This window comes from Mucilaginibacter sp. P5_A6 (genome assembly GCF_056400585.1).
The window spans coordinates 38,253-61,614 of record NZ_JBFUKZ010000008.1; the positions used below are offsets into that span (position 1 = coordinate 38,253).

The 23,362-nt window shown below is 42.4% G+C and carries 18 protein-coding genes; 12 read left to right on the forward strand and 6 right to left on the reverse strand.

Annotation, left to right across the window (positions count from 1 at the left end):
• Nucleotides 1-34: 34 nt before the first annotated feature.
• The 8 genes from AC1DO4_RS10440 to AC1DO4_RS10475 all read left to right on the forward strand — a co-directional run bounded on the left by AC1DO4_RS10440 (nucleotide 35) and on the right by AC1DO4_RS10475 (nucleotide 6,669).
• On the forward strand, nucleotides 35-724 hold the full coding sequence (locus tag AC1DO4_RS10440; RefSeq protein WP_477415518.1) for an HAD family hydrolase: 690 nt from the start codon (nucleotides 35-37) through the stop codon (nucleotides 722-724).
• Entirely contained in the window at nucleotides 724-1,569 is an 846-nt protein-coding gene (locus tag AC1DO4_RS10445; protein ID WP_477415520.1) for a phosphoribosyltransferase family protein, read from the forward strand. Before AC1DO4_RS10440 ends, AC1DO4_RS10445 begins: the two co-directional genes overlap by 1 nt.
• A complete protein-coding gene (locus tag AC1DO4_RS10450) occupies nucleotides 1,559-2,113 on the forward strand; it encodes a TerD family protein (RefSeq protein ID WP_477415522.1) in 555 nt (184 codons plus the stop codon). Before AC1DO4_RS10445 ends, AC1DO4_RS10450 begins: the two co-directional genes overlap by 11 nt.
• Before the next feature lie 4 nt (nucleotides 2,114-2,117).
• Complete coding sequence (locus AC1DO4_RS10455) at nucleotides 2,118-2,732, forward strand: TerD family protein (RefSeq protein WP_477401099.1); 615 nt, start codon at nucleotides 2,118-2,120, stop codon at nucleotides 2,730-2,732.
• Between the two features lie 103 nt (nucleotides 2,733-2,835).
• Complete coding sequence (locus tag AC1DO4_RS10460) at nucleotides 2,836-3,978, forward strand: toxic anion resistance protein (RefSeq protein WP_477415524.1); 1,143 nt, start codon at nucleotides 2,836-2,838, stop codon at nucleotides 3,976-3,978.
• Nucleotides 3,979-4,193: 215 nt separating this feature from the next.
• Nucleotides 4,194-5,114, forward strand: a complete 921-nt coding sequence (locus tag AC1DO4_RS10465) for a hypothetical protein (RefSeq protein WP_477415526.1) — start codon at nucleotides 4,194-4,196, stop codon at nucleotides 5,112-5,114.
• Nucleotides 5,115-5,153: 39 nt separating this feature from the next.
• Complete coding sequence (locus AC1DO4_RS10470; RefSeq protein ID WP_477415528.1) at nucleotides 5,154-5,975, forward strand: TerC family protein; 822 nt, start codon at nucleotides 5,154-5,156, stop codon at nucleotides 5,973-5,975.
• A gap of 190 nt (nucleotides 5,976-6,165) precedes the next feature.
• Complete coding sequence (locus tag AC1DO4_RS10475; RefSeq protein WP_477415530.1) at nucleotides 6,166-6,669, forward strand: phosphatidylglycerophosphatase A family protein; 504 nt, start codon at nucleotides 6,166-6,168, stop codon at nucleotides 6,667-6,669.
• An 88-nt stretch (nucleotides 6,670-6,757) separates the two neighbouring features.
• Here the strand turns inward: AC1DO4_RS10475 and AC1DO4_RS10480 are convergent, their stop codons facing one another.
• From AC1DO4_RS10480 to AC1DO4_RS10490, 3 genes are all read right to left on the reverse strand, one after another.
• Entirely contained in the window at nucleotides 6,758-7,195 is a 438-nt protein-coding gene (locus AC1DO4_RS10480) for an SRPBCC family protein (RefSeq protein WP_477415532.1), read from the reverse strand.
• Between the two features lie 196 nt (nucleotides 7,196-7,391).
• Nucleotides 7,392-8,630: an ABC transporter permease gene (locus tag AC1DO4_RS10485; protein ID WP_477415534.1), complete on the reverse strand. Its 1,239-nt coding sequence runs from the start codon at nucleotides 8,628-8,630 to the stop codon at nucleotides 7,392-7,394.
• Between the two features lie 324 nt (nucleotides 8,631-8,954).
• Nucleotides 8,955-9,302, reverse strand: coding sequence for a HesB/IscA family protein (locus AC1DO4_RS10490; protein WP_477415536.1), 348 nt, complete (start codon nucleotides 9,300-9,302; stop codon nucleotides 8,955-8,957).
• A gap of 93 nt (nucleotides 9,303-9,395) precedes the next feature.
• Here AC1DO4_RS10490 and AC1DO4_RS10495 point away from each other — a divergent pair, with 93 nt between their 5' ends.
• The 3 genes from AC1DO4_RS10495 (at nucleotide 9,396) to dnaA (ending at nucleotide 13,341) form a co-directional block, all read left to right on the forward strand.
• Nucleotides 9,396-9,926 carry a DUF7935 family protein gene (locus AC1DO4_RS10495; protein WP_477415538.1) on the forward strand — a complete coding sequence of 177 codons (531 nt, stop codon included), beginning with the start codon at nucleotides 9,396-9,398 and terminating at the stop codon, nucleotides 9,924-9,926.
• A gap of 5 nt (nucleotides 9,927-9,931) precedes the next feature.
• The gene (locus AC1DO4_RS10500) at nucleotides 9,932-11,476 is read left to right on the forward strand and encodes an acyl-CoA mutase large subunit family protein (RefSeq protein WP_477415540.1); all 1,545 of its coding nucleotides are present in this window, start codon (nucleotides 9,932-9,934) and stop codon (nucleotides 11,474-11,476) included.
• A 437-nt stretch (nucleotides 11,477-11,913) separates the two neighbouring features.
• Entirely contained in the window at nucleotides 11,914-13,341 is a 1,428-nt protein-coding gene (gene dnaA, locus AC1DO4_RS10505) for a chromosomal replication initiator protein DnaA (RefSeq protein WP_091150538.1), read from the forward strand.
• A gap of 173 nt (nucleotides 13,342-13,514) precedes the next feature.
• Here the strand turns inward: dnaA and AC1DO4_RS10510 are convergent, their stop codons facing one another.
• A complete protein-coding gene (locus AC1DO4_RS10510) occupies nucleotides 13,515-15,131 on the reverse strand; it encodes a Na+/H+ antiporter (protein ID WP_477415543.1) in 1,617 nt (538 codons plus the stop codon).
• Between the two features lie 243 nt (nucleotides 15,132-15,374).
• Between AC1DO4_RS10510 and AC1DO4_RS10515 the strand changes: the two genes are divergently transcribed.
• Nucleotides 15,375-18,176: a PKD domain-containing protein gene (locus AC1DO4_RS10515; protein ID WP_477415545.1), complete on the forward strand. Its 2,802-nt coding sequence runs from the start codon at nucleotides 15,375-15,377 to the stop codon at nucleotides 18,174-18,176.
• 117 nt (nucleotides 18,177-18,293) lie between these two features.
• Here AC1DO4_RS10515 and AC1DO4_RS10520 read toward each other — a convergent pair whose 3' ends face one another.
• On the reverse strand, nucleotides 18,294-19,931 hold the full coding sequence (locus AC1DO4_RS10520) for a RagB/SusD family nutrient uptake outer membrane protein (protein ID WP_477415547.1): 1,638 nt from the start codon (nucleotides 19,929-19,931) through the stop codon (nucleotides 18,294-18,296).
• A 20-nt stretch (nucleotides 19,932-19,951) separates the two neighbouring features.
• The gene (locus AC1DO4_RS10525; RefSeq protein WP_477415549.1) at nucleotides 19,952-23,251 is read right to left on the reverse strand and encodes a SusC/RagA family TonB-linked outer membrane protein; all 3,300 of its coding nucleotides are present in this window, start codon (nucleotides 23,249-23,251) and stop codon (nucleotides 19,952-19,954) included.
• Nucleotides 23,252-23,362: the final 111 nt, after the last annotated feature.

A 23,362-nucleotide genomic window follows, 5' to 3' on the forward strand; every position in this document is an offset into this window, starting at 1 on the left:
TTTCGATTTAAGACTTTCGACTAACGACTAACCTATGCCCTACCAACATTACTCCTTCGATCTCTGGCTTACACTCATCAAATCTAATCCCTATTTCAAGATCGAGCGGACCAAGATCTTTCACCGGGATTTTAACCCGACGGGTAAAAGTATCGATGAGGTTGCAAAAGCTTTCAGGCAGGTAGATTTGATGTGCAATGCCGTGAACGAAAATACGGGCAAAAACATTGATGCTGATGAAATGCACCTCATGGTAATCAGCCTTATTAATGATAACCAGTTAAGTCTTGCGGATATCGACGCCGCTAAACTGTACCAGGATATGGAGAAGCTGCTGTTTTACTATATGCCTGTGGTATACTCATCTGTAACAATTCCAACGTTGCAGCATCTAAAACAACAAAGCGGCAGTACCTTTAGTTTATTAAGTAATACCGGCTTTATTAAAGGAGTAACATTGAGAAAAATACTGGCGGAATTAAAGATGAACGAATACTTTGATTTTCAGCTGTATTCTGATGAGGCAGGGATGTCGAAACCAAACCCGGCTTTGTTTGATTTAATGTTGCAGCATATAAAACAGATTAATAAAAATATCAATTTAAACAGCATCATCCACATAGGCGATAACCCTAAGGCTGATATTGAAGGCGCCAACGCGGCAGGCATAAAAAGTTTGCTTATCAACTCAAACAACCAATCCATTTTAAGCTTAATAAGTTAATGAACGCAACCTGGTCATTACATCATATTGATAACGCCACGCAATTTGGGTTTTGCCCGGATAGCTACAGCCGTTTTAAATTTGGCGATGAAGCTGTAGCCCGCGATTTTGGCACCGCTTTGGCAAATGGATTTATACAGCAAAGCCTGAGCATAAAGCCTATATCACAACAAATTGTAGTGATATCAAGTCCGTACTCGTTTATCCCAACAGCTACTTTTGCTATGAAAACCTGGTTTGTGTACAGGCTTAACCGCTGGCTGGCGCAACATGGCTACCCTGTAGTACAGGAAACCAGGGTGCACCGCACTATTACTTACAAAGAGGATTATGGTGAGCTGGATGCCGAGCAAAGGATAAACCTCATCGGTAACGATTCGTTCCATATCGATAAGGATTTTTTGACCAACAAAACGCTGATATTTCTGGACGATATCAAGATCACCGGCAGCCACGAGCGTATGATCATGAAAATGGTTGATGCCAACGGCTTAAGTAATGATATCTATATGCTTTACTTTGCCGAACTGGTAAACAAAAACATTCATCCCAATATCGAAAACTTTTTGAACTATCACCAGGTAAAAACCATTTTCGATCTGGAGCCTATTATCCAAAGCGGTAACTTTTGCATCAATACCAGGATAGTAAAATATATCCTGAATTATAATTCTGATTGTTTCAGCATTTTTATACAAAACCAATCTACGGATTTTGTAAACTTGCTGTATGATATGGCTTTGGGCAATGGCTACCATACTATTGACGCCTACGCCAAAAACCTTAACTTTATTACCGGCAACCTATTTATAAACAACAAAAATTTAATTAAACATGGCAATTAATTTGCAAAAAGGCCAGCGCGAAGCTATAAATGCCCCTAAATTTACCATAGGGCTGGGCTGGGATACCAATACTTCATCAACAGGCAGCGCATTTGATTTAGATGCTTCGGTATTTATTTTGGGCGATAACAAAAGATTGGTGGCCGATGAATATTTTGTATTTTACAATAACCTGGCATCGCCTGATGGGTCAGTTGAACATACCGGCGATAACCTTACCGGCGCCGGCGATGGCGATGATGAGCAAATCAAGGTAGATCTGTCAAAAGCAGATGCTAAAGTATTTGAAATCTGCATTGTGGTAACCATCCACGAGGCCGAGGCACGCAAACAAAACTTTGGCCAGGTTCGCAATTCCTTTATCCGGATTTTTGACGCAGCCACCAATACCGAAATTTTAAAATACGAGCTGGAAGAGGATTTCTCGATAGAAACCGCCGTTGAATTTGGCCGGATCTACAAAAAAGATAACAACTGGAAATTTGAAGCTGTTGGTGTTGGCATGAAAGGCGGCTTACAGGATTACTTAACCAAATACCAATAAAATTATGGCAATCAATCTTCAAAAGGGACAACGCATCAGTCTCGAAAAAAGTAACGGCAGTAAATTACAAAGTGTTTGTATAGGCATCAACTGGGGCGCTATCGAAAAGAAAGGCATGTTCGGTTTTGGTGCAACTAAAGAGGCCGTGGACCTGGATGCCAGCTGTGCATTGTTTGATGAAAGCAAACGCCTGGTAGATGTGATCTATTTCGGCAACTTAAAATCAAAAGACGGTTCGGTAAAACATAGCGGCGATGACCTCACCGGCGATTTAAACGGTAATGATGGTTTGGATAATGAAGTGATCACGGTTGATCTTTCGGGTCTTCCTGCCTCAGTAACTTATGTGGCTTTTATGCTGAACAGTTTCCGCGGGCAGGATTTTGCGTCGATACCATTCGCATCTATCCGCATTTACGAAGGTACACCAACCCGCGTCAGCGAAGTATTTGCTACTTATGACATTGCCAACAGTAAGGATTTTGCAGGCCACGTGGCTATGGTATTGGGCGTATTTTACAAAAAGAACGCTGAATGGAAATTTAACGCCATAGGCGAACCAACACGCGACCGCAAGCTGGAAGAAACCGTTAAAACAGTAACACAGAACTATTTATAGTGAGTGGTGAATAGTGAGTGGTGAGTTTTGCGAAATGTAAATCAAATCACTACTTACACCTCACCGCTGACCACTCACAACTCACCATCAAAAACTTAACAAAATGGAAGGCACACCCAATAACAACCCAATAAATATAACCCCGGTAAACCTGGACATTACTCCTACCCCGGGCACTACCACCCCGGCAAAGCTGCTGGATAAAGAGGGGAATGTAGACCTGAGCAATATTTCGTCTACCGAAGTGCAAAAATACAGCGAGGTGGCTAAAGCACTCGACCCGAAAGATGTTAACTCCATCCTGAATTACGGTACTGATGTGCAGGCTTCGATGGAGAAATACAGCAACAACTTTTTAACCTCGGTACGTACCTATAACTCCGGTGAGGTTGGTCTGCTGATCAACGATCTGCTTACCGAGCTAAACTACATCGACGTTGATGAGCTGAACCAAAACGCGTTCACCTCCTTTATATCGCATATCCCTTTTGTTAAAAAACTAGTATTTGATACCAAAAAGCTTTTCCAGAAGTACGATACCGTTATCAACAACATCGATAAAATCACCAATAAGATCAAGGCCGGCCGCGTTAATTCATTGAAGGATAACAGCTCGCTGCAAACCATGTTTGATAGCAATGTAACCTACATTCACCAGATGGAGGAACTTATTATATCGGGCCAGTTAAAGTACAACGAGCTGAACGAGCAGCTGGCACAAATGGATGCCAACCCATCGGCCTATAATGATTACGAAATTGCCGATCTGCGCGATTTTGTGAACCGCCTTGATAAACGCCTGGCCGATTTGAAAGTGGTGCGCTTTATCATGATGCAATCACTGGCACAAATCCGTATAGTGCAAAGCAATAATACCACCATTGCCGAAAAAGCACAATCTATCGTATCAACTACCATCCCGGTTTGGAAAAATCAGCTCACTATTGCCGTTGCCCTCAACAGGCAAAAGGAAAACGTAGAGATGCAGAAAAAGATCTCGGATACAACTAACACCATCCTGCAAAAAAATGCCGAGCTGCTTAAACAAAACAGCATTGACGTAGCCCGCGAGAACGAGAAAACGGTTGTATCATTAGATACCTTGAAACGTACCACTGCATCCCTGATAGAAACCCTTACCGAGGTAAAACGCATCCATGATGAAGGTACAGCTAATCGGAAGGTACTTAACACCGAGCTGCAAACGCTGGAAACAGAGTTGAAGAAGCATGTGACTAACGCTTAGGCACCCACATACAAAAACCACGTCACGAGGCACGAAGCAGTGACGTGATTAATATTAATAAGGATTTTAAACCTCATCGCCTGTACCCACAGGCGATTTTGCTTTAAGGCTCCTCTGCCAATTGGCAGAAGGTTTGGGCGAGGCTTCTTTTTTCGTAGTTTTGTACTTAGTACATGGATGAACATCGGTTAAATATTCTAAATCAAAGCAACAGAATGCTCAGTAAGCTGCAATTGCTTTCTGTGTATTTTGGCGACGATATTATTTATAAAATTTACCTGCGCAGCCAGGTGATCCATAAACTGTTTGAGAGCAACCCCGAACTGGATATCAACAAGCTCGACCTGTTTCACCTGCAATTTACCCAAAGTTTGATCGACCTGCTCCGCAAGATCAAGAAGAACAACGAGGGTAATATCAGCCTGCTGTTTGATGAGATCCAGATCAATAAAGAAATGATTGAAAGGCTGAACGACCCTACATATACGCAGGCTAATTTCAACCTGGAAAAGCAAAGGCAGGCCTTAAAAATCAATCTTTCCCTACGCAAGTTGTTCCAGGTACTGTCTGACGATTCAACAGAAAACCCGTTTTCAAAAAATATCAACTCATTTAGCTCCAGGTTTGCTGCCGATTTTTTTTACACCGTCAGTAACGACCTGGTTGAGGAGGTAACAGCTTACGATATTAAGGATGTTTATAAAGACGAGTATGCTACCATACAGCGCAAGCTGATGGGCGTATTGTGTAAATATGATTTTAAAACTGAATTTTATTGCGGTTTAAAATCGGGCAGCCAGGTTATTGAGGTGTACAAGTTTATTGATGCCGACCGGCATTTTTTATATTCCCCATCAGATAGCCTGTTTGTGTTTTTTGATGTGGCCAAAATCGCTAACATCGATATGTCGACCAATCTTTCTAAAAAAGAACAACTGGTTTATGAGCTTAAGAACAAGAATGACAAGCTGGAAGGTAATGCTGCAGCTATGAAGGTATACATGCCACCCGAGATAAAGAATTTGCTTGCCGATAATTATAAAAAGATCTCGGACATTAGTTTTCTTGACGATATTACCAATATTGATGTTCAGGCCAATATTTTAAAAAGTATGCTGAATACCGATTTAATTTAGTTTATTTAACATTAACAAAAATACATTACCTGTTTAAATATGGATTTTTTACACACAATTTTAGGCCCCGACATTAAAGCGGGCTTGCTCGTAATTTTAAACTTAATACTTATTGAGAGCCTGCTCTCGGTTGATAATGCCGCTGTACTGGCCACCATGGTACTTGATCTGCCAAAAGATCAGCGTAAAAAAGCGCTAAGGTATGGTATCATTGGCGCGTATGTATTGCGTGGTGTGTGCCTGTTTTTAGCTGCATGGCTGGTGAAAATATGGTGGTTAAAACCTATTGGCGGCCTGTACCTGCTATACCTCAGCTTTGATTATTTTAAAGGCAAAATACAAGCGGCAAATGCTGGTGGCGAAGAAGAAGAGGTAGATAAAAACAAAAACTGGCTGTATAAATCAACAGTTGGCGTGTTTGGCGTGTTTTGGGCTACGGTTGCTTTGGTTGAGCTTATGGATCTTGCTTTTTCTATCGATAACGTTTTTGCAGCGGTAGCTTTTACCGATCATGTGGCATTAATCTATATCGGTGTATTTATTGGCATCCTGGCCATGCGTTTTGTGGCACAAGCCTTTGTTAAGCTGATGGAAAAATTTACTTTCCTGGAAACCGTTGCTTTTATTGTAATAGGTGTACTTGGCTTAAAATTGTCGTCGTCGTTATACATCCATTTTTACCCGGAAGCACCCTTCTCTAAAATGATGGAGGGCGAAAACGCCGATATCGCGACTTCGGTATTTACCGTTGCCATATTCATTATCCCGGTATTAACCTCATTGTTGTTTAACTATCCCAAACGCCATACCATTGAACCGGAAGTAGCTGAGGCCGCGGAAGATGTTTTAGATAAGCAGTAGGTAGTGAACGGTTTTGAATTGGCAATTTGCACAAGCCGGTTTGCAGCTAAAAGGAACAGGGTTGTAAAATTTTAATTTCGCGCCAGGGCGTAACAAAAATAAGCTAATCATTTTGCGTCTTCGCGTCTTTGCGTGAAAACTCTCTTAACTCAATGACATTTGGGAAAAGGAGAGGTAGGGGTTAAACCCGATGTATAAATTTAAAGCTGCACTATCGACTAATGACAAAATGAAATTTAATAAAATAATAGCCTCCATATTCGGCATAGGTTTTTTAAAGGGTGGCGGCACTTACGCGGCCATAGTTACCTGCGGAGCAATCTGGTTGCTATGGCGGTGTGCAGCGCTTCAAAACCCTTTTTATTTGCTGGCAATCACCATCGTTATAACCCTGTGGGGTGTTTATGTAAGCAATAAAGTTGAACCCGACTGGGGCGAAGACAGCTCGCGCGTGGTAATAGATGAAGTTGCCGGTATGCTTATTACAATGCTATTCATCCCGCAAAACCTTTACTTTTTATTGGCGGGACTTGTGCTGTTTCGTTTTTTTGATATTGTAAAACCGTTGGGGATCCGTAAGATGGAAGCCCTCCCAAGTGGCACCGGTGTTATGATGGATGATGTGCTGGCGGGTGTTTATTCCAACATCCTGCTATGGGTTGGATATTTGATTTGGATGAAATTCCTATTGTAGGGCGCAGGATTGCGTCTCCTGCATGCAAGAGGTCATCGGTTTCACTCCGATATTCTCCACGCTTGAGCAGCTTTAAATAATGGTTACTTTACCCCAGGTTTTCTGCCAATTGCTTAATCACCGGTAAGGTTCCGCGCCAATAAAATTCTAAATGATTTTTAATGATTACTGTTGGGAAATTTTCAAGGTTTACTGTTAATACCGTATGATCCTTTTCCGTGTTTAATATGAATTCCAGTTTGGTATAATTTTGGGGCTCGTCAGCAAGCATGGACAGTGAACTGAGGTGCGTGTAACTTAAAACTTTGGTTTCCTGGAACTTCAATACCATGCCTTTAATTTCAAATTGAGTATGATGAAACCCACTGATTAAAATCGGAGAATTGAGTTGCCAGCTTGTTCGAACCTGTATGGCCATTTCAACGTCGCCCATCCATTGTGACATGAGCCCAGGATCTGTTATTGCTGTCCAGACTCTGGCAGTTTCAGCATTTATCCTAATCGTTGTTGAATAGTTGTTGGCCATTGGTATCATATGACTTTAGCCACCACAGCTTCTGCGACTTTCTGCTCACGATTCTTTAACAACCACTGAATGATGGCAAATTTGTTTAGCATCAGTATTTCGATCCGGTCAAGATATTCTTTCTTTTGTTCTTCCTCAGGTATTTCAGCGAACAGATTTTCCGATTTAAAACGCTCGGCATTAAATACCTTCAGCTTTATTCATAACGCAAAGCCTCAACCGGGTCGAGTTTGGCGGCCTTTTTGGCCGGGTAATAGCCCGATATCAGTCCGATAAAAGTACAAAGTACTACGGCAAATACCAGCCACCCCCAGGGTATAGCAAACGTTCCGCTTATTTGAACCGCAATTACGTTACCTGCAGCCATACCAAGTATAATGCCTGCCGCTCCGCCCATGAGGCAGATCACAATGGCTTCAATTAAAAATTGCTTACGGATTACCGCTTGCGTGGCGCCAACAGCTTTACGTACTCCAATTTCGCGGGTACGCTCGGTAACAGACACCAGCATAATGTTCATGAGCCCTATTGCAGCACCTATTAGTGTAATAATACTAATGGTAAACCCACCAATTGTAATACCGGCTATCTGGCTTGAAAGTTCCTGCTGAACAGAATCGCTTCGCGAGATCTCGAAATTAGTTTCATTAGCTACACTAAGGCTACGCACGTTCCTGAATAATGATGTAGCCTCACCAATTGTTGCATCCAGGGCTCCGGGGCCATTTACTTTAATGGTAATAGTATATGATGCGTTTTTATTGGTATCTATCTGTTTGGCCTTTAATATTGGAATGATGCAAAATTTATCTCCCCCAAATGAGCTTGAACCTTTTGAAGCAATTACCCCAACTATTTTATATTTATTACCGCCTATAAAAACATTTTGGTTAACAGGATCGGTATGTTTAAAAAGTTTTTGTTTGATCTCATCGCCTATAAGCACCACGTTTGATCCATGCTCCAGCTCGGAGGTTGAAAAATTACGGCCAAAGGATAGCTTTTTACCGCTGGTGGCCAGGTAGTTTTCGTTCGATCCGGAAATAGAAATATTCTGATTTGTTTTCTCGCTGCCAAATTTGGCTATCGCTATACCGGTAACATCTAAATTAACAGCAACTATTACAGGTAGCTTAAATGTTTTTTTAAAGCGGTCGGCCTGGTCATAAGTAATGGATGGGTATACTTTATTGTGGCCTCCATTTCCAAAATTCAAACCTTCGCCTCGGTTCTGAATAGTGAACGAGTTGGCGCCCAGATCAGCAAAAGCATCATTAGTAAACTGCCTGATGCCCTCAATAGCAGTTAAAATACTTACCAGGGCCATAATGCCAATAGCAATAATTAACGCGGTAAGCGATGTACGCAGCCTGTTACCGGCTATAGACTGTAACGCTATCGAAATATTTTCTCTGAGAGAGGTTTTTACCGGCATGGGCGTAATTATGTAATAAGCAGCTATATGACTAACACCCCCATAGGTTTGTTACAGCTGTTGTTAAAAAGAATCAAGAGCAAGATAGGATTAAGGATGGAAGGAACAAGGATTAAAGGCAGTTTAAAAAGATAAACCCATTTTTATTCTTTACTCATTATCCTTTATCAAATCCCAATTTGATATATTATCGAATGAATGTCCATCAATAGAAAAAGGCAACCTTTTGGGCTGCCTGCATATTTTATAGAATCAAGAAGTATGAGTCAGAACTGGCTTTAAAAGTCTTTGCTCCTTAATCCTTCTATCTTTACTCCAAAAGAACTATACTGCGAACGAGGTTCCGCAGCCACAGGTGCTGGCAGCGTTAGGATTGTTAAAAGTAAATCCACGCGCGTTTAAGCCATCCTGGAAATTGATTTGCATCCCCATCAGGTACATGCCGTGTGCTTTATGCATAAATACTTTTATACCATCTATAATATATTCCTGGTCACCATCCTTTTTTTGGTCGAAACCTAAAACGTAGTTCATGCCCGAGCAGCCACCGCCTTCAACACCAACACGCAGGCCAAAGTCTTCACCTATCTCTTGCTGATCCCTCAATTTAACAAGTTCTTTAACGGCTCCTTCTGTAAAGGATACCGGGGCAATTTCAACAGCAGTACTCATCTTATTTTTATTTAACTATACAAATATAAGGTAAAATGTGGATTTTTACATCCACAGGTATTTTATGACTTCAGCTTAACATTTTAACAAAACATGCTAACACCGCTTTATTTACTTGATATTTTAAAATTTACCATTGCCGGAGCCGGCGTAGTATGGATAGCTTTTTACCTGTTTAAGCCCTACCTGGATAAACAAAGCCAACTACAAATACTGGAGCTTAAACGCAGCGCCGGCAACCAAACATTGCCCCTGCGTTTACAGGCTTATGAGCGGGTGGTTTTATTTATAGAGCGCATTAACCCTGCTAATATGCTTATCCGCCTTAATGTTGGCAGTTTATCAGCAGCCGAACTGCACATCATTGTTGTAAACGAGATCCGTAACGAGTTTCAGCATAACATTACCCAGCAAATTTATGTAAGCAGCCGGGTTTGGGCTGTGCTAAAACGCGTTAAGGAAGATACCCTGAGCCTGGTAAATAATGGCGTAAAAGCCCTGCCCGAAAATTCAACCGGCATGGAGCTGAGTAAAACCGTGCTGATCCATTTGAGCCAGCTGGAAGATGATCCGTACGAAATAGCCGTCAACCTGGTTAGGCAGGATCTGGAAGAATTATTTTAAACGCAATGGCTAAAAAATTCAGCACCACATCGGGTATCGAAATCAAGGAGGTTTATACCGGGCCATCCAATATGGACGAACTGCCGGGCCAGTTTCCCTTTACACGCGGTATCCAAAAGGATATGTACCGGGGCAAAGCCTGGACCATGCGCCAATATGCCGGATTTTCAACAGCCGAAGAATCAAACAAACGTTACCATTACTTATTAAGCCAGGGCACAACTGGTTTATCGGTAGCGTTCGATCTGCCTACACAAATTGGTTACGACAGTGACCATGAACTATCAGAGGGCGAAGTTGGCAAGGTAGGCGTAGCCATAGATTCATTAGAAGATATCGAGATACTGTTTGATGGCATCCAGCTAAAGGATATCACCACCAGCATGACCATCAATGCCACCGCGCCTATATTACTGGCCATGTACATTGCCCTGGCCAAAAAACAAGGCGCCGATCTGCGGCAGATCTCGGGCACGGTACAAAACGATATATTAAAGGAGTACGCCGCGCGCGGTACTTATATATACCCGCCTACCCCATCCATGCGCCTCATTACCGATGTGTTTGAATACTGCAGCCTGGAAGTGCCTAAATGGAACACCATATCTATATCGGGCTACCACATCCGTGAGGCTGGTTCAACCGCGGTTCAGGAGCTGGCTTTTACTTTAGCCAATGGCAAGGCTTATTTAAAAGCAGCGCTGGATAAAGGGTTAGATATAAACGTATTTGCCAAACGCCTGTCTTTCTTTTTCAATTGCCATAATAATTTTTTCGAGGAGATAGCCAAGTTCAGGGCGGCAAGGCGCATGTGGGCACATATTACCAGGGATTTGGGAGCAACCGATGCCGGGGCGCAAAAACTTCGTTTCCATACCCAAACAGGTGGCTCCACCTTAACAGCACAGCAGCCGCTTAATAATATCATACGCGTTAGCAACCAGGCGCTGGCCGCGGTATTAGGCGGCACGCAATCATTGCACACCAACGGCTATGATGAGGCTTTGTCGTTACCTACCGAAGCGGCGGCAAAAATAGCTTTGCGTACCCAACAGATCATCGCCTTTGAAAGCGGGGTAACTGACACGGTAGACCCGCTGGCCGGTTCCTATTTTATAGAAGCCCTTACCAACGAGGTTGAAGCCGCAGCGCAATTATACTTAGATAAAATAGATGCCATGGGTGGCGCAGTTAAGGCTATTGAGCAGGATTACATTCAGCGGGAGATTGCAGCATCGGCTTACCAATACCAGGTTGAAATAGAGAGCGGCGAAAAAATTTTGGTGGGCGTAAACAAATTTACCCAGCAGGAGGATGTTCATGCAAATGTGTTTAGGGTTGATGATTCCATCCGCATAATGCAAATGGAAAAAATTATTAAACTTAAAAACAAAAGAAACAACCAGGCTGTTAAAGACAATTTACAACTATTAAAGGAGGCTGCTTTGGGCACTAAAAATTTAATGCCTTTTATAGTGTCTTCGGTTGAAAATTATGCTACCTTAGGGGAGATCGCTGATACCTTGCGCAGCGTTTTTGGGGAGTACTAATATTACTTACAATGTGGCTTTTGAAACCGTGAGTATACTTTGCCGCATTTAATAAATATCAAATTTTAATTTTATTTGGCACTAATCCGGTGCTTCAGTTTTTAGTGCAACGCAAACGGCTGAAATAGCTCAACAATTGCCAAAATTTTGGCGCATAATTAACAAAGAAAAACGCAGTTTTTTTGGCGTTTTTCTTTGAAAAATCTAAAAGAAAACTATTTAATTAAAAAATTATAAAATTGCACTTTTCAACAAAAAACAATGCGTTATATACAATTTTTATATTTAAAAACAACTTTTGTTGATAACTTGAGAATTGTTAAAAAAGTGAAAATTTAATTTTTTTATACGTTTTTTTTGGCAATATTCGATGTTCCGTAGCAGTCCCAAAAGATGTTGGCTGAGGGATTGGAAATCAAATAATTACTTATATATACATGGAAAAAACTTGTACTAACGTTTGGAATAGCTGTCTTCAGATCATAAAGGACAACATACCGGCACAGAGCTTTAAAACCTGGTTCGAGCCGATAAAAGCCTTGAGAATGGAGGGGAGTGTATTGACCATACAAGTACCAAGTTTGTTTTTTTACGAATGGCTTGAAGAGCACTATGTGGGCTTACTGCGCAAAACAATAAAAAAACAATTAGGGGACGAAGGGCGTTTAGAGTATAATATTGTTGTTGAGCAATCATCATCAAGTAAACCCTATACAACTAATATGCCCTCGAACGGAAACGGCGCCGAGTCAAAGTATCAGTCAATGCCGATACCTATTTCAATCAATAAGGATATTAAAAATCCTTTTGTGATACCCGGCTTAAAAAAATTAAATGTAGATCCGCAACTGAACAGAAACTACACCTTCGAAAACTTTGTTGAGGGTGATTGTAACCGTTTGGCCCGTTCTGCAGGTTACGCTGTAGCCGCAAAACCGGGTGGTACCTCATTTAACCCTTTAATGATTTATGGTGGCGTAGGTTTAGGCAAAACACACCTTGCCCAGGCCATCGGTAACGAGATTAAACGTTCGCTGCCCGATAAACTGGTACTTTATGTATCGTGCGAGAAATTTACTCAACAATTTGTTGACGCACTGAAACATAATAACATTAACGATTTTGTGAACTTTTACCAGGCCATTGATGTACTCATTATGGATGATGTACATAACTTTGCCGGTAAAGAAAAAACGCAGGATTTCTTCTTCCACATTTTTAACCACCTGCATCAAAGCGGCAAACAACTGATCATCACATCAGACAAGGCCCCCAAGGACCTGGCAGGTTTGGAAGAAAGATTGCTATCAAGATTTAAATGGGGACTATCGGCCGATCTGCAGATCCCCGACCTGGAAACCCGTATGGCTATCCTGAAGAACAAGATCTACCAGGACGGCATCGAACTGTCAAACGATGTTATTGAGTATGTAGCCCATAACATTGATAACAATGTACGCGAACTGGAAGGCGCCATGGTTTCATTACTTGCACAATCAACCCTTAACCGCAAGGAGATAGACCTGAACCTGGCCAAACAAATGTTGAAAAACTTTGTGAAGAACTCATCCAAAGAAATTTCAATGGAGTATATCCAAAGCCTGGTTTGCGAGTACTTTGAAGTACCTATTGAAATGGTGAAATCACAAACCCGCAAGCGCGAAATTGTGCAGGCCCGCCAAATATCAATGTACCTGGCCAAAGCGCATACCAAAAGCTCATTAAAGTCAATCGGACATTTCTTTGGCGGTCGCGACCACTCTACCGTGATCTACGCCTGCCAAACTGTGGAGGATCTGATTGATACCGATAAGAAATTCAAAGGCTACGTTGCCGACATTCAGAAAAAGCTAAAAATGTCGTAACCGCGCTAATAATCATATTACTATGGGGCCTTGCATTAATATGCAGGGCCCTTTTTTGTAGGGCATAGTGGAGAATCTGGCTGAGAAAAGGTTGTAAACTAACCAGGACTAAAACTCCCCTGTCGAGCCCACCTACAACATCCCTCTCCAATTATCCCCGTTCCCTCAAAAAACTACTCTTCGCCAAAAGCAAAATGCTGCCTTAGTTTCTCTTCTTCCAGGTCGAGTAGCTCCAATTGTTGTTTAACAATATCGTCATTAACGGTTTCCTTCTTGTTTAGCGTTTGCAACAACTGGCGTTGCTCGCGCATCAGGTGCGCCATAATTTCACGGTAATCTTTATAATAATCTTCGGCGCGTTTGGCGTTGTCGCCCAGTTCCCAATCTTTGAGCAATTCCATATCGGCATTTAACCTGATGTGGAGCGATTTTACCATGTCATTATTTTCTAATTGACTGGCGTAATTATCTGTTAATAACTGTAACGACAGGTGCGATAGTTTTTTACGTACCAACTGCTTTTGCTGTTCAAATGAAATGGTATAATCCGGATCGGGCATGTTTACCCACTTTACCAGCACAGGCAAGGTTAAGCCCTGCAATACCAGCGTAACCATAATAACCGAAAAGGTAATAAACAAAATTAGGTTACGCTGCGGAAACGCGACACCGGATTGCAACACAACAGGCACACTCAGGGCAGCAGCGAGCGATACCACACCGCGCATGCCCGTCCACCCCAATAATAGCGGCGCTTTCCAGCCCGGGCTTGGGTCGGCGGTTGTTATATAACGGCTGATGAACATGGTAAAAATAGTGGCACCATAAGTACTTAGCAGCCGGGTAACAATAAGTACCCCCGTAATAATGAGGCTGTATTCAATTGCAGGTCCTAAGCCATCTGTCCCCAGCGCTTTAATGATCACCGGGAACTCCAGCCCAATCAGCAAAAAAACAAAACCGTTGAGCACAAATGCTACAGTCTCCCAAACGTTAATGCCCTGCAGTCTGCTGCGGTGGGTAAAAATTTCCTGGCGCCTGATTGATAGAAACAAGCCGCCGCTTACTACCGCCAGCACACCCGAAAAATGAAACTCTTCGGCGGCTATATACATGGCGTATGGGGTAATAAAAGTGAGGATAATATCAATATTGGTAGTAGTTGGCAGCCAGCGGTGAATGGCATAAAAAACCAAAGCAACTGCCAGGCCGGTAACTATCCCCATTACAATAACCACAACAAAACTGATAGCGGCCTGGCTAAATACAAAAGTTCCTGTAGTTATCGCGGCCAGTGCAAACCTAAAAATAACCAAACTGGACGCATCGTTCATCAGGCTCTCGCCTTCTACAATGGTGATGAAGCGTTTGGGTACTTTGATGTTTTTCAAAATATTGGTGGCCGATACCGCATCGGGTGGAGAAATGATACCGCCCAGTAGAAAGCCCGCCGCCAATGTAAAGCCAGGTATCACACTATGCGATACAAAGGCAATAACACAGGAAGTTACAATAACAATTAGAAAAGCGAAGCTGGAGATTACCCGGCGCCATTTCCAAAAATCTTTCCATGATGTGTTCCAGGCAGATTCATAGAGCAATGGCGGCAAAAATATCACGAAGATCAATTCGGGATCAATTTCTATACCGCGCAAAGCAGGTACAAAACCCAGTGGCAAGCCTACCAGCACCAGTAGAATGGGGTATGCAATTTTAATTTTTTGTGCCGCCATAACCACAAACAAAATAATGGCCAGCAGGCAGGTGTATTGAATAATAAGATAATGCATAGGCAGATTGCTTGAAATACTAATTTACAATAATTACCCTAATGTAAGGATAAGTTGGTGCGGGGATCGGGGAGTAAAATCTTTATCCTTCGTTTACCGATTCAAAGTGCCGGTTAATCGATACTTAATTTTGAATATGCGCTTTTTGAAACATCTTTAAGCTTGATAGCTGCTTATTACACGTGTTGTTAAACAGCTGCGTGCTTAGCTGCGCCAATCCACCATAATTAATTACGCTTATAAATGTTGGTTGCTTTAAAACCTAAAAAAAATCTTGCACTTATCGCATGTTTTTTACTTTCACTATTTTTTGGTCGCCAGGCACAGGCGCAAAGCCTGGGCGACCCGGTTGTTAAGATCACTTTGGGCTCAGGTACAGCTTCGCGGGCCGGGGCTCTATCTGCCGACTCGGGCACAACCACCTATGTTTACAGCAGCAGTGGCCAGATAGGCGAAAACTACTATACTATTACCAATCAAAGTAGCACTACGGTACATGGCGGCTTTGTTACCAGCTATGATCATGACTATGAAACAACAGGCAATACCAACGGCTATATGATGGTGGTAAACGGCAACGTGCAGGCTGGCACAGTTTATACCCGTAAAGTCACCAGCTTATGCGGTAACACGCAATACCAGTTTGGCGTCTGGATCAAAAACGTTTTGGCATCCGGCGGGATACTGCCCAACATGGTTTTCCATATTTACGCTGCCGATGGGGTAACCGAACTTGGCACCGGCGTATCAACCGGTGATGTACCCACCGGCAATGTTTGGCATAACTATACCGCCAACTTTACCCTGCCTGCGGGTACCGGCGATGTAGTAATTAAACTGGTAAGCAATGCCAGTGGTACGCAGGGCAACGATTTCGCGGTTGATGATATAACCTTTAGCCCTTATGGTTCAACAGTTTCAGCTGTGTTTGCAGAATCAACCAGTGGTACAGAGACTACCTGTGCAGGCTCGGCACAAACTTATACCATAAAGGCCACCAGCACACTGGCCAGCGGCTATGTACAAAAACTACAAATATATACAAATGACAGCTGGACCGACCTGAGCACTGCCGGAACGGCAACAAGCTACACCATCACCGCGCCCACCGCCGCAGGCACTTATAAGTACCGGTTGGTTTCGGCTATAACAGGTAATATTACCTCTGCCAATTGCGTGGTGGCATCAAACAACCTTACCTTAACGGTAACGCCATCGCCAGTGGCCGCATTTACCGTGCCCGACCCTACCTGCCTGGGCACTGCGACCGTATTCACAGATGCATCTGTTACCAACGGATCAATTATAACTTCGTGGTCATGGAACTTTGGCGACGGACAAACCTCCGCTTTACAAAGTCCATCGCATACATATACCAAAACCGGCACTTATGTGGTTACGCTCACGGTAGCCGGCAATACCGGCTGTACACCATCAGTAACAACCAAAACCATCAATATCAGTGCGCTGCCGGTTGCGGCATTCAGTTTTTCAACGCCCGATTGTTTAACAAAAGCGGTTACTATTACAGATCAGTCCTCAACCAATACCGGAACCATCACCAGCTGGCTTTGGAACTATGGCGACGGCACAACTGAAACCAAAACCAACAGCACAGCATTTGAGCATCTGTATAGTATCGCCGGTACTTATAGCATAAAGCTTACCATAACCAATTCCGGCGGCTGTACGGCCACCAGTACCAAAAGCATTACCATAAGCCCGTTACCGGTTGCAGCATTCGCCATGCCCGATGTTTGCCTGGCAGATGCGTCGGCCACGTTTACAGATAACAGCACCATTGCCGATAATACAACCAGTGGCTTTACCTATTTATGGAATTTTGGCGATGCAAATGCAACAACCGCCAATCCCAATACGTCCACACTAAAAAACCCATCGCATAAATATACCCAGGCGGCGGTATACCAGGTAACGCTTACCGTAACATCCGCAAGCGGCTGTACATCTGCCATAACCCAAAGTTTCACTGTTAACGGATCAATACCCGTTGCCTCATTCACGGTTGCAAATTCATCAGCACTTTGCAGCGATCAACAGGTTACATTCACCAATACATCAACCGTAGATTTTGGCAGCATCACCAAAATTGAGTGGTACTATGATTATGGGAATAATCCAACCACGGTAGTTACAGACGAAAGCCCAACTTATGGTAAGCTATATTACCATACTTATGCCGCATTCCATACCCCGGCAACGCAAAACTACCAGGTGAGAATGATAGCTTATTCGGGCGGCAGCTGCGTATCCATAATGGATAAAACCATCACTTTACTAGCAGTGCCCGAGTTAACTTTCACCGCACCATCGGCCGTGTGTATCAATGGAGGCACTGTGCAATTGGCGGCTCAGGAAATTGCCGGTGTGGCTGGTACAGGTATTTATACGGGCACTGGAGTAAGCAGCACCGGTTTGTTTGATCCTGCTGCTGCAGGGGCTGGTACATTTACCATCAATTATGTTTATACCGCTACAAACACCTGCCCGGTTACCGCCAGCCAAACCATTACGGTTAATCCCATACCGGTTATTACCGTAGGACCAGATATTACAGTACTTTCTGGCGGCAGCGCACACCTGCCGGCAACAGCCAGTGGCAACGGGCTTACTTATTCATGGACACCGGCAATTTACCTGGATGATGCGACCGCATTAAACCCCACCGTTACTCCCCTGCAGGATACCACTTATACCCTCACAGTAAGCAACAGCGCGGGGTGCACGGTAAGCGCACAGGTAAAAGTTTTTGTGTTGCAGGGACCGGTAGTACCAAATGCCTTTTCGCCCAATGGCGATGGTGTTAACGACCAATGGAACATTAAATACCTGGATACCTATGCCAATTGTACCGTTGATGTTTATAACCGCTATGGAGCCAAATTATTTGCATCCGTAGGGTATACTATCCCCTGGGATGGTACCTACAAAGGTTCAGCGGTACCGGGCGGGGTATATTATTACATCATCAACCCAAAACATGGCCGAAGTACTTTGTCGGGTTCGCTGACGATAATCCGATGATAGCAATTAGGGTATCGGAGCACATAAGAAACCTAACAGGGTTTAAAAAAGTAAAGGACAACATAAACGCTGCCCTTTACTTCAATCAATAACTTACATGCATTAAAATGCACTTAATTAATAGCCTGTGTTTTGTTTCAGGTTATTATTTTTTTCAATTTCTGTTCTTGGTATTGGAAATATTGTTCTGTTGCTATTGTTGGTAGCAGCATGTGATAACCATGATTTTTTTGTGAACGCTCCAAATCGTATCATATCGGAGCGCCGGTGCCCTTCCTGGTCAAACTCCCAGGCCAGCTCATCCAAAAATCTGCCATATTGAATATCGGCGCCGCCCTCTGTAGTATGCAGGTTATTTACATCATCCTGAAGACCGTAGGCATATGAACTCCCCAGTTGTAACTGCGCGCCGGTAACAATAGCTTTAGCAGGGTTTGATGCAAAATCCCTTTGCCTAACCTGGGTAACAAGGGCTGCAGCAGCCTCGGCCTGCCCGGTTCTAAGAAGACATTCCGCTTTCATCATTAACACGTCGGCATAACGGTAAACAGGATAGTCATTACTTAACCTGTTCATGGCACCCATTTTTATTTCAAATTTACCTAAACGAAATCCATGCACAGATTCCCCTTTTTCAAGTCCGGGCAACTTGTTGATAAAGATTAATGGCTTGCCGGAAAAATCGCCCTGAGCAACGTACAATTTTGCACCTGCAGAGGTATATTGCTGGCCTTTTATCCAGTTATTCAGGTACCGTGCATCAGTTGTATCAAATGAGGTTATAAATTGCGGAATTGCACATATACCGCCCCAGGGGGTGTATTTAAGATTATACGTAGCCTGGTTTTCCTGCTGCAATGTTTGCATATGAAGATCAAAAGCGTTCCAGTTGCTTGTATAATTCTCGTCCATAGGCAATGCAAAAATAATCTCCTTTGAGCCTTGATTTTCTGTTACAAATACGTTTTTCTGAGTAGGCTCTAATATATATCCCGCGCCCGAATTTGTAACAGCATCGCAGGCAGCAATACATTCGGCCCATTTAGTTGTTCCGGTGTATACACCGGCGTTAAGGTACATTTTAGCAAGCAATGTATAGGCTGCCCATTTATTGAATTTCCCATACGTAGTGCCATCGTTTGCAGCACTTAATAAAGGAATGTTATCCGTAAGTTCTTTAACAATAAAATCATAGACTTCCTTGCGGGTGTTTTGTTTTGGCAAATATCCGGCCGGCAAATCAAACTGTGTTACAATGGGAACATTGCCATAAAAGTCGCACAAAATGGCATAGTATGAGGCCCGCACAACTTTCAATTCGGCAAGTACTGCTTCCTTGCCATCAGAAATTGTAATAAGGCCCGATCCTATCTGGTAAATAAGCCTGTTACAATTTGTAATACCCTTATATGTTCGGGCCCAGGTTTGGTTAACCACATCATCATCAGTAGTCCAAGTATGTTTGTGTAATCTTTGGTAAACACCATCATCAAACCATCCCCATGGGCGTTTTGGTATAACTAACTGATCTCCTGTTATCTCCTGGGCCCGCCACAAGCCGTTCCAGTCAAGCATTATAAAACGCCATTGAGAATATGCTGCGCCTACCAGCGACGGCAAATCGGCTTTGGTAGCGGTAAAATCACCTGTTACAATGGCATTGGATGGACTATATTGTAATTTGGTACAGGCAGTTATAGCTATTGCGGAAACAAATACCGCGATAACCAAATATGTTTTTTTGAGCTTTTTCATTGTCCTTGTTTTTTTAGATATTAAAAATTCAAATTCACTCCTAAAGTAAATGAACGGGTTGTAGGATATTTATCACGTTCATCTATACCTGGGCTTAAGCCAAGCCTGTTTACTTCCGGATCCAATCCCTTATATTTGGTAATAGTGAAGGTATTTAATGTAGATATGTAAATACGCGCACCCTTTATATAACCGGTTTTTATATTATTGAAATCGTAACCGAATGTGATGTTATCTATCTTCCAGAAATCTCCATTTTCTACATAGTAGCTGTTAATCTCCAGCGCGTTTACTTTTAACTGCGTTTTTCCAAAAACAGGATCATAGGCGGATTTCAAAATATTATAATTTTGAATGGCTGGGTTTTCCATATACATTCTTTGCGAGTTGAGGATCTGGTAACCAAATGCGCCCCTCATGGTAATACTTAAATCGAAATTTTTATATGAAAAATTATTGTTCCAACCCGCGTACCATTTTGGCACACCGTTACCAATTACTTTTTTGTCTTCAAAGCTATGTGCAAAATTATCGTAGCTAACAGGTTTGCCATCCCTGCCTTCATATATCCATTTACCATTCGCGTCAACATCAATAACTTTATACCCATAAAAATCGCCAATAGCTTTGCCTACAGTTACAATACTGGTAAAGGTTTGAATTGGTATACCTGCAAAGCCGGTAGTGAAATAGGGTGAAGTTGTTTGATAAAGATCGTTTGATAAATTAATTAATTTGTTTGTATTGGTTGAAAAGTTAACACTTGTATTCCACGTAAAACTCTTTGATTTTACCGGTACAAAGTTTAGCATTACCTCTATACCCCTGTTTTGCATTGTACCCACATTGGCTCTTGTAGTTGGGTACAGGTTAGGTGGGCTTGGTACCGCGTAATCATAAAGCAAGCCTTTAATCCGGCGGTTATAAACATCAATGTTACCGCTCACCCTGCCTTTTAATATACTAAAGTCCACTCCAAGATTTGTTTCGGCTTTTTCTTCCCACCTGATCAATGGGTTACCATTTTGGGTAGGTACCAGGATTCTTGTCCATTTGCCATTTGAATATACATAGTCTCCGTATCCTATCAACGCCTGCCCGCGAAAGCTGTCTGAAGGTTGATTTCCGGTTACACCATAACCCGCCCGTAATTTTATGAGATCAAATAATTGCTGATCTTTCATGAAGTTTTCATTGGTAATTTTCCAACCTCCGGAAACTGCCCAAAAATTACCCCAGGGTTTATTGGCTCCATATAATTGGCTGGCACCTTCGTGCCTTAAACTTGCCAACAGCAAATATTTATCCTTATAACTATAATTAAATCGCGAAAAAAAGCTGATCAGGCTTGTTTGCCTTTTATAGCTGCTCATTGTAGCAGTTTTATCATTTACCCCTTCACCTAATCCTATGTCATTATAACTAAATAGATCGGTAGGAAAATTCTGGTTATCAAAATATGAACCTGTAGAAACGTTATCCTGGTAACCATAGCCACCTAAAACCACAAAGTGGTGATCGTTAATTGATTTAGAATATTCAGCTGTCCATTCGGTCAACCGGTCAACAGACAGATCAGAGCTTATTGACGCGAAACCATTTAAATTGTTTTTAACTGTAGAAATATGATGCTTGGTTTCTGAGTATCCGGTATTTCCGTTAAACCTTGAGTAAGAAAAAAGGGCAGATAATTTTAAATCAGCAATAGGCTTGTAAACAATATTACCGTTCATTCGGGAGTTTACGTTTTTCGATTGCCCGTCACTTTCATACAAAAGGGCAAGTGGGTTTTCGTAATCAAAGTTTCCGGTTTGTTCATAAAAAGCACCATCGGCATTACGTACAGGCTCCGTTGGGTTACGTACCACTGTTTGCCGGTAAATCCAGCCATTAAAGCTGCCTCCATTAAAATTTCTTTCGTAGTTATTGGTCTGATTAAGTATTCCGAGATTAAGCTTCAACTTATTGTCCCACATACTATGGTTCACATCAATTCTACCTGTAAATGTATTATTGTTGCTCTTTTTATAAATGCCCTGCAGCCCGCGATAATTTGCAGATGCCAGGTAATTAGTTGTACTATTTCCGCCTTTTATCGTCAGGTTATGAACTTGCGTAAATGGTGTGCGGGTAGCTTCTTTTAACCAATCGGTGGTACTTCCGGCATCCCATGAAGCATTTCTTGTTCCGGCTTTAATCTGGTCGCGGTAGTCTTGAGCGGTAAGTACATCCAGCTTTTTTGCAATAACCTGGGTAGTGGTATAACCGCTGTAATCAATACTGTTGGTAACGGTTCCTTTTGCCCTTTTAGTAGTTATTATGATTACACCATTTGAGCCTCTAACTCCATAAATAGCGGCCGAAGAGCCATCTTTTAGCACATCTATTGATTCTATATCCTCCGGAGCCACTGTTTTAAGATCGCCGGGAATGCCGTCAATTATTACTAAAGGATTTGAATTAGCTCCATATAAAGTTGTGCTCCCACGTAATAAAATCTGTGTACCATCGGTTGGGTTACCACTTGGGGCGCCAACTGTTAAACCGGCCACTTTACCCTGCAATAACTGGCCGGCATCCAATACCGCGCCTTTAACAAAATCTTTTGCCTTTACCGTAGCAACCGCGCTGGTTACATCGCCCCTTTTTTGGCTGCCATACCCAATTACAACAACTTCGTTTAACGAGTTTGGCGCTGCTTTAAGCAATATATTTATAACATTACGGCCGGCAACTAAAACATCCTGCTGCGTGTATCCAATAAAAGAAAATACCAGGGCGGCATTATCATCAGGAACATTTATAGCATATTTACCGCTTGCATCTGTTTGTGTACCCAGGCTGGTGCCCTTAACTCTAACACTTACTCCAGGCAAAGGCTGGTCATTTTCATCAGTTACTTTACCTGTTATTGATTTGGCTATAACTTCGATTGTATTGACTTCTGCGGGTGTAGCACCCTCCGCCGGTGCCGGCAAGTTAGTTGTATTGTCATTTTTATTGACTTTACTTAACACAATACGGTCGCTAATGAATTCAAAAGTAATACCCCTGGGCTGTAATAGTTCGGTAAGTATCTCTCCTATCTTTCCCTGCTTTACATTAATGGACACGCCCTGCTCCTTTTCAACAAGACTTTTGCGGTAAACAAGTTTTAAATTTGTTTCTTTCTCCAATTGCTTCAAAACTAAATTTAAGCTTGAGTTTTGGATATTGAAATCAACCCGCCGATCTAATACAGCCTGCCCTTTGCTTGACGTAGCATAGGACATTCCTGTAAAAATGAGGGCTATTACTAACTGACTAAAAGTGACTTTCATAATTTTAAACCAGTCAAAATGGTTTTGTAAATAAATCTTCATACATTTAAGTGTTTCTTTTGATAAAAATTGAGACAAAAAATTCCCGGTCCCCCTTGTTTAAGGCGTTGC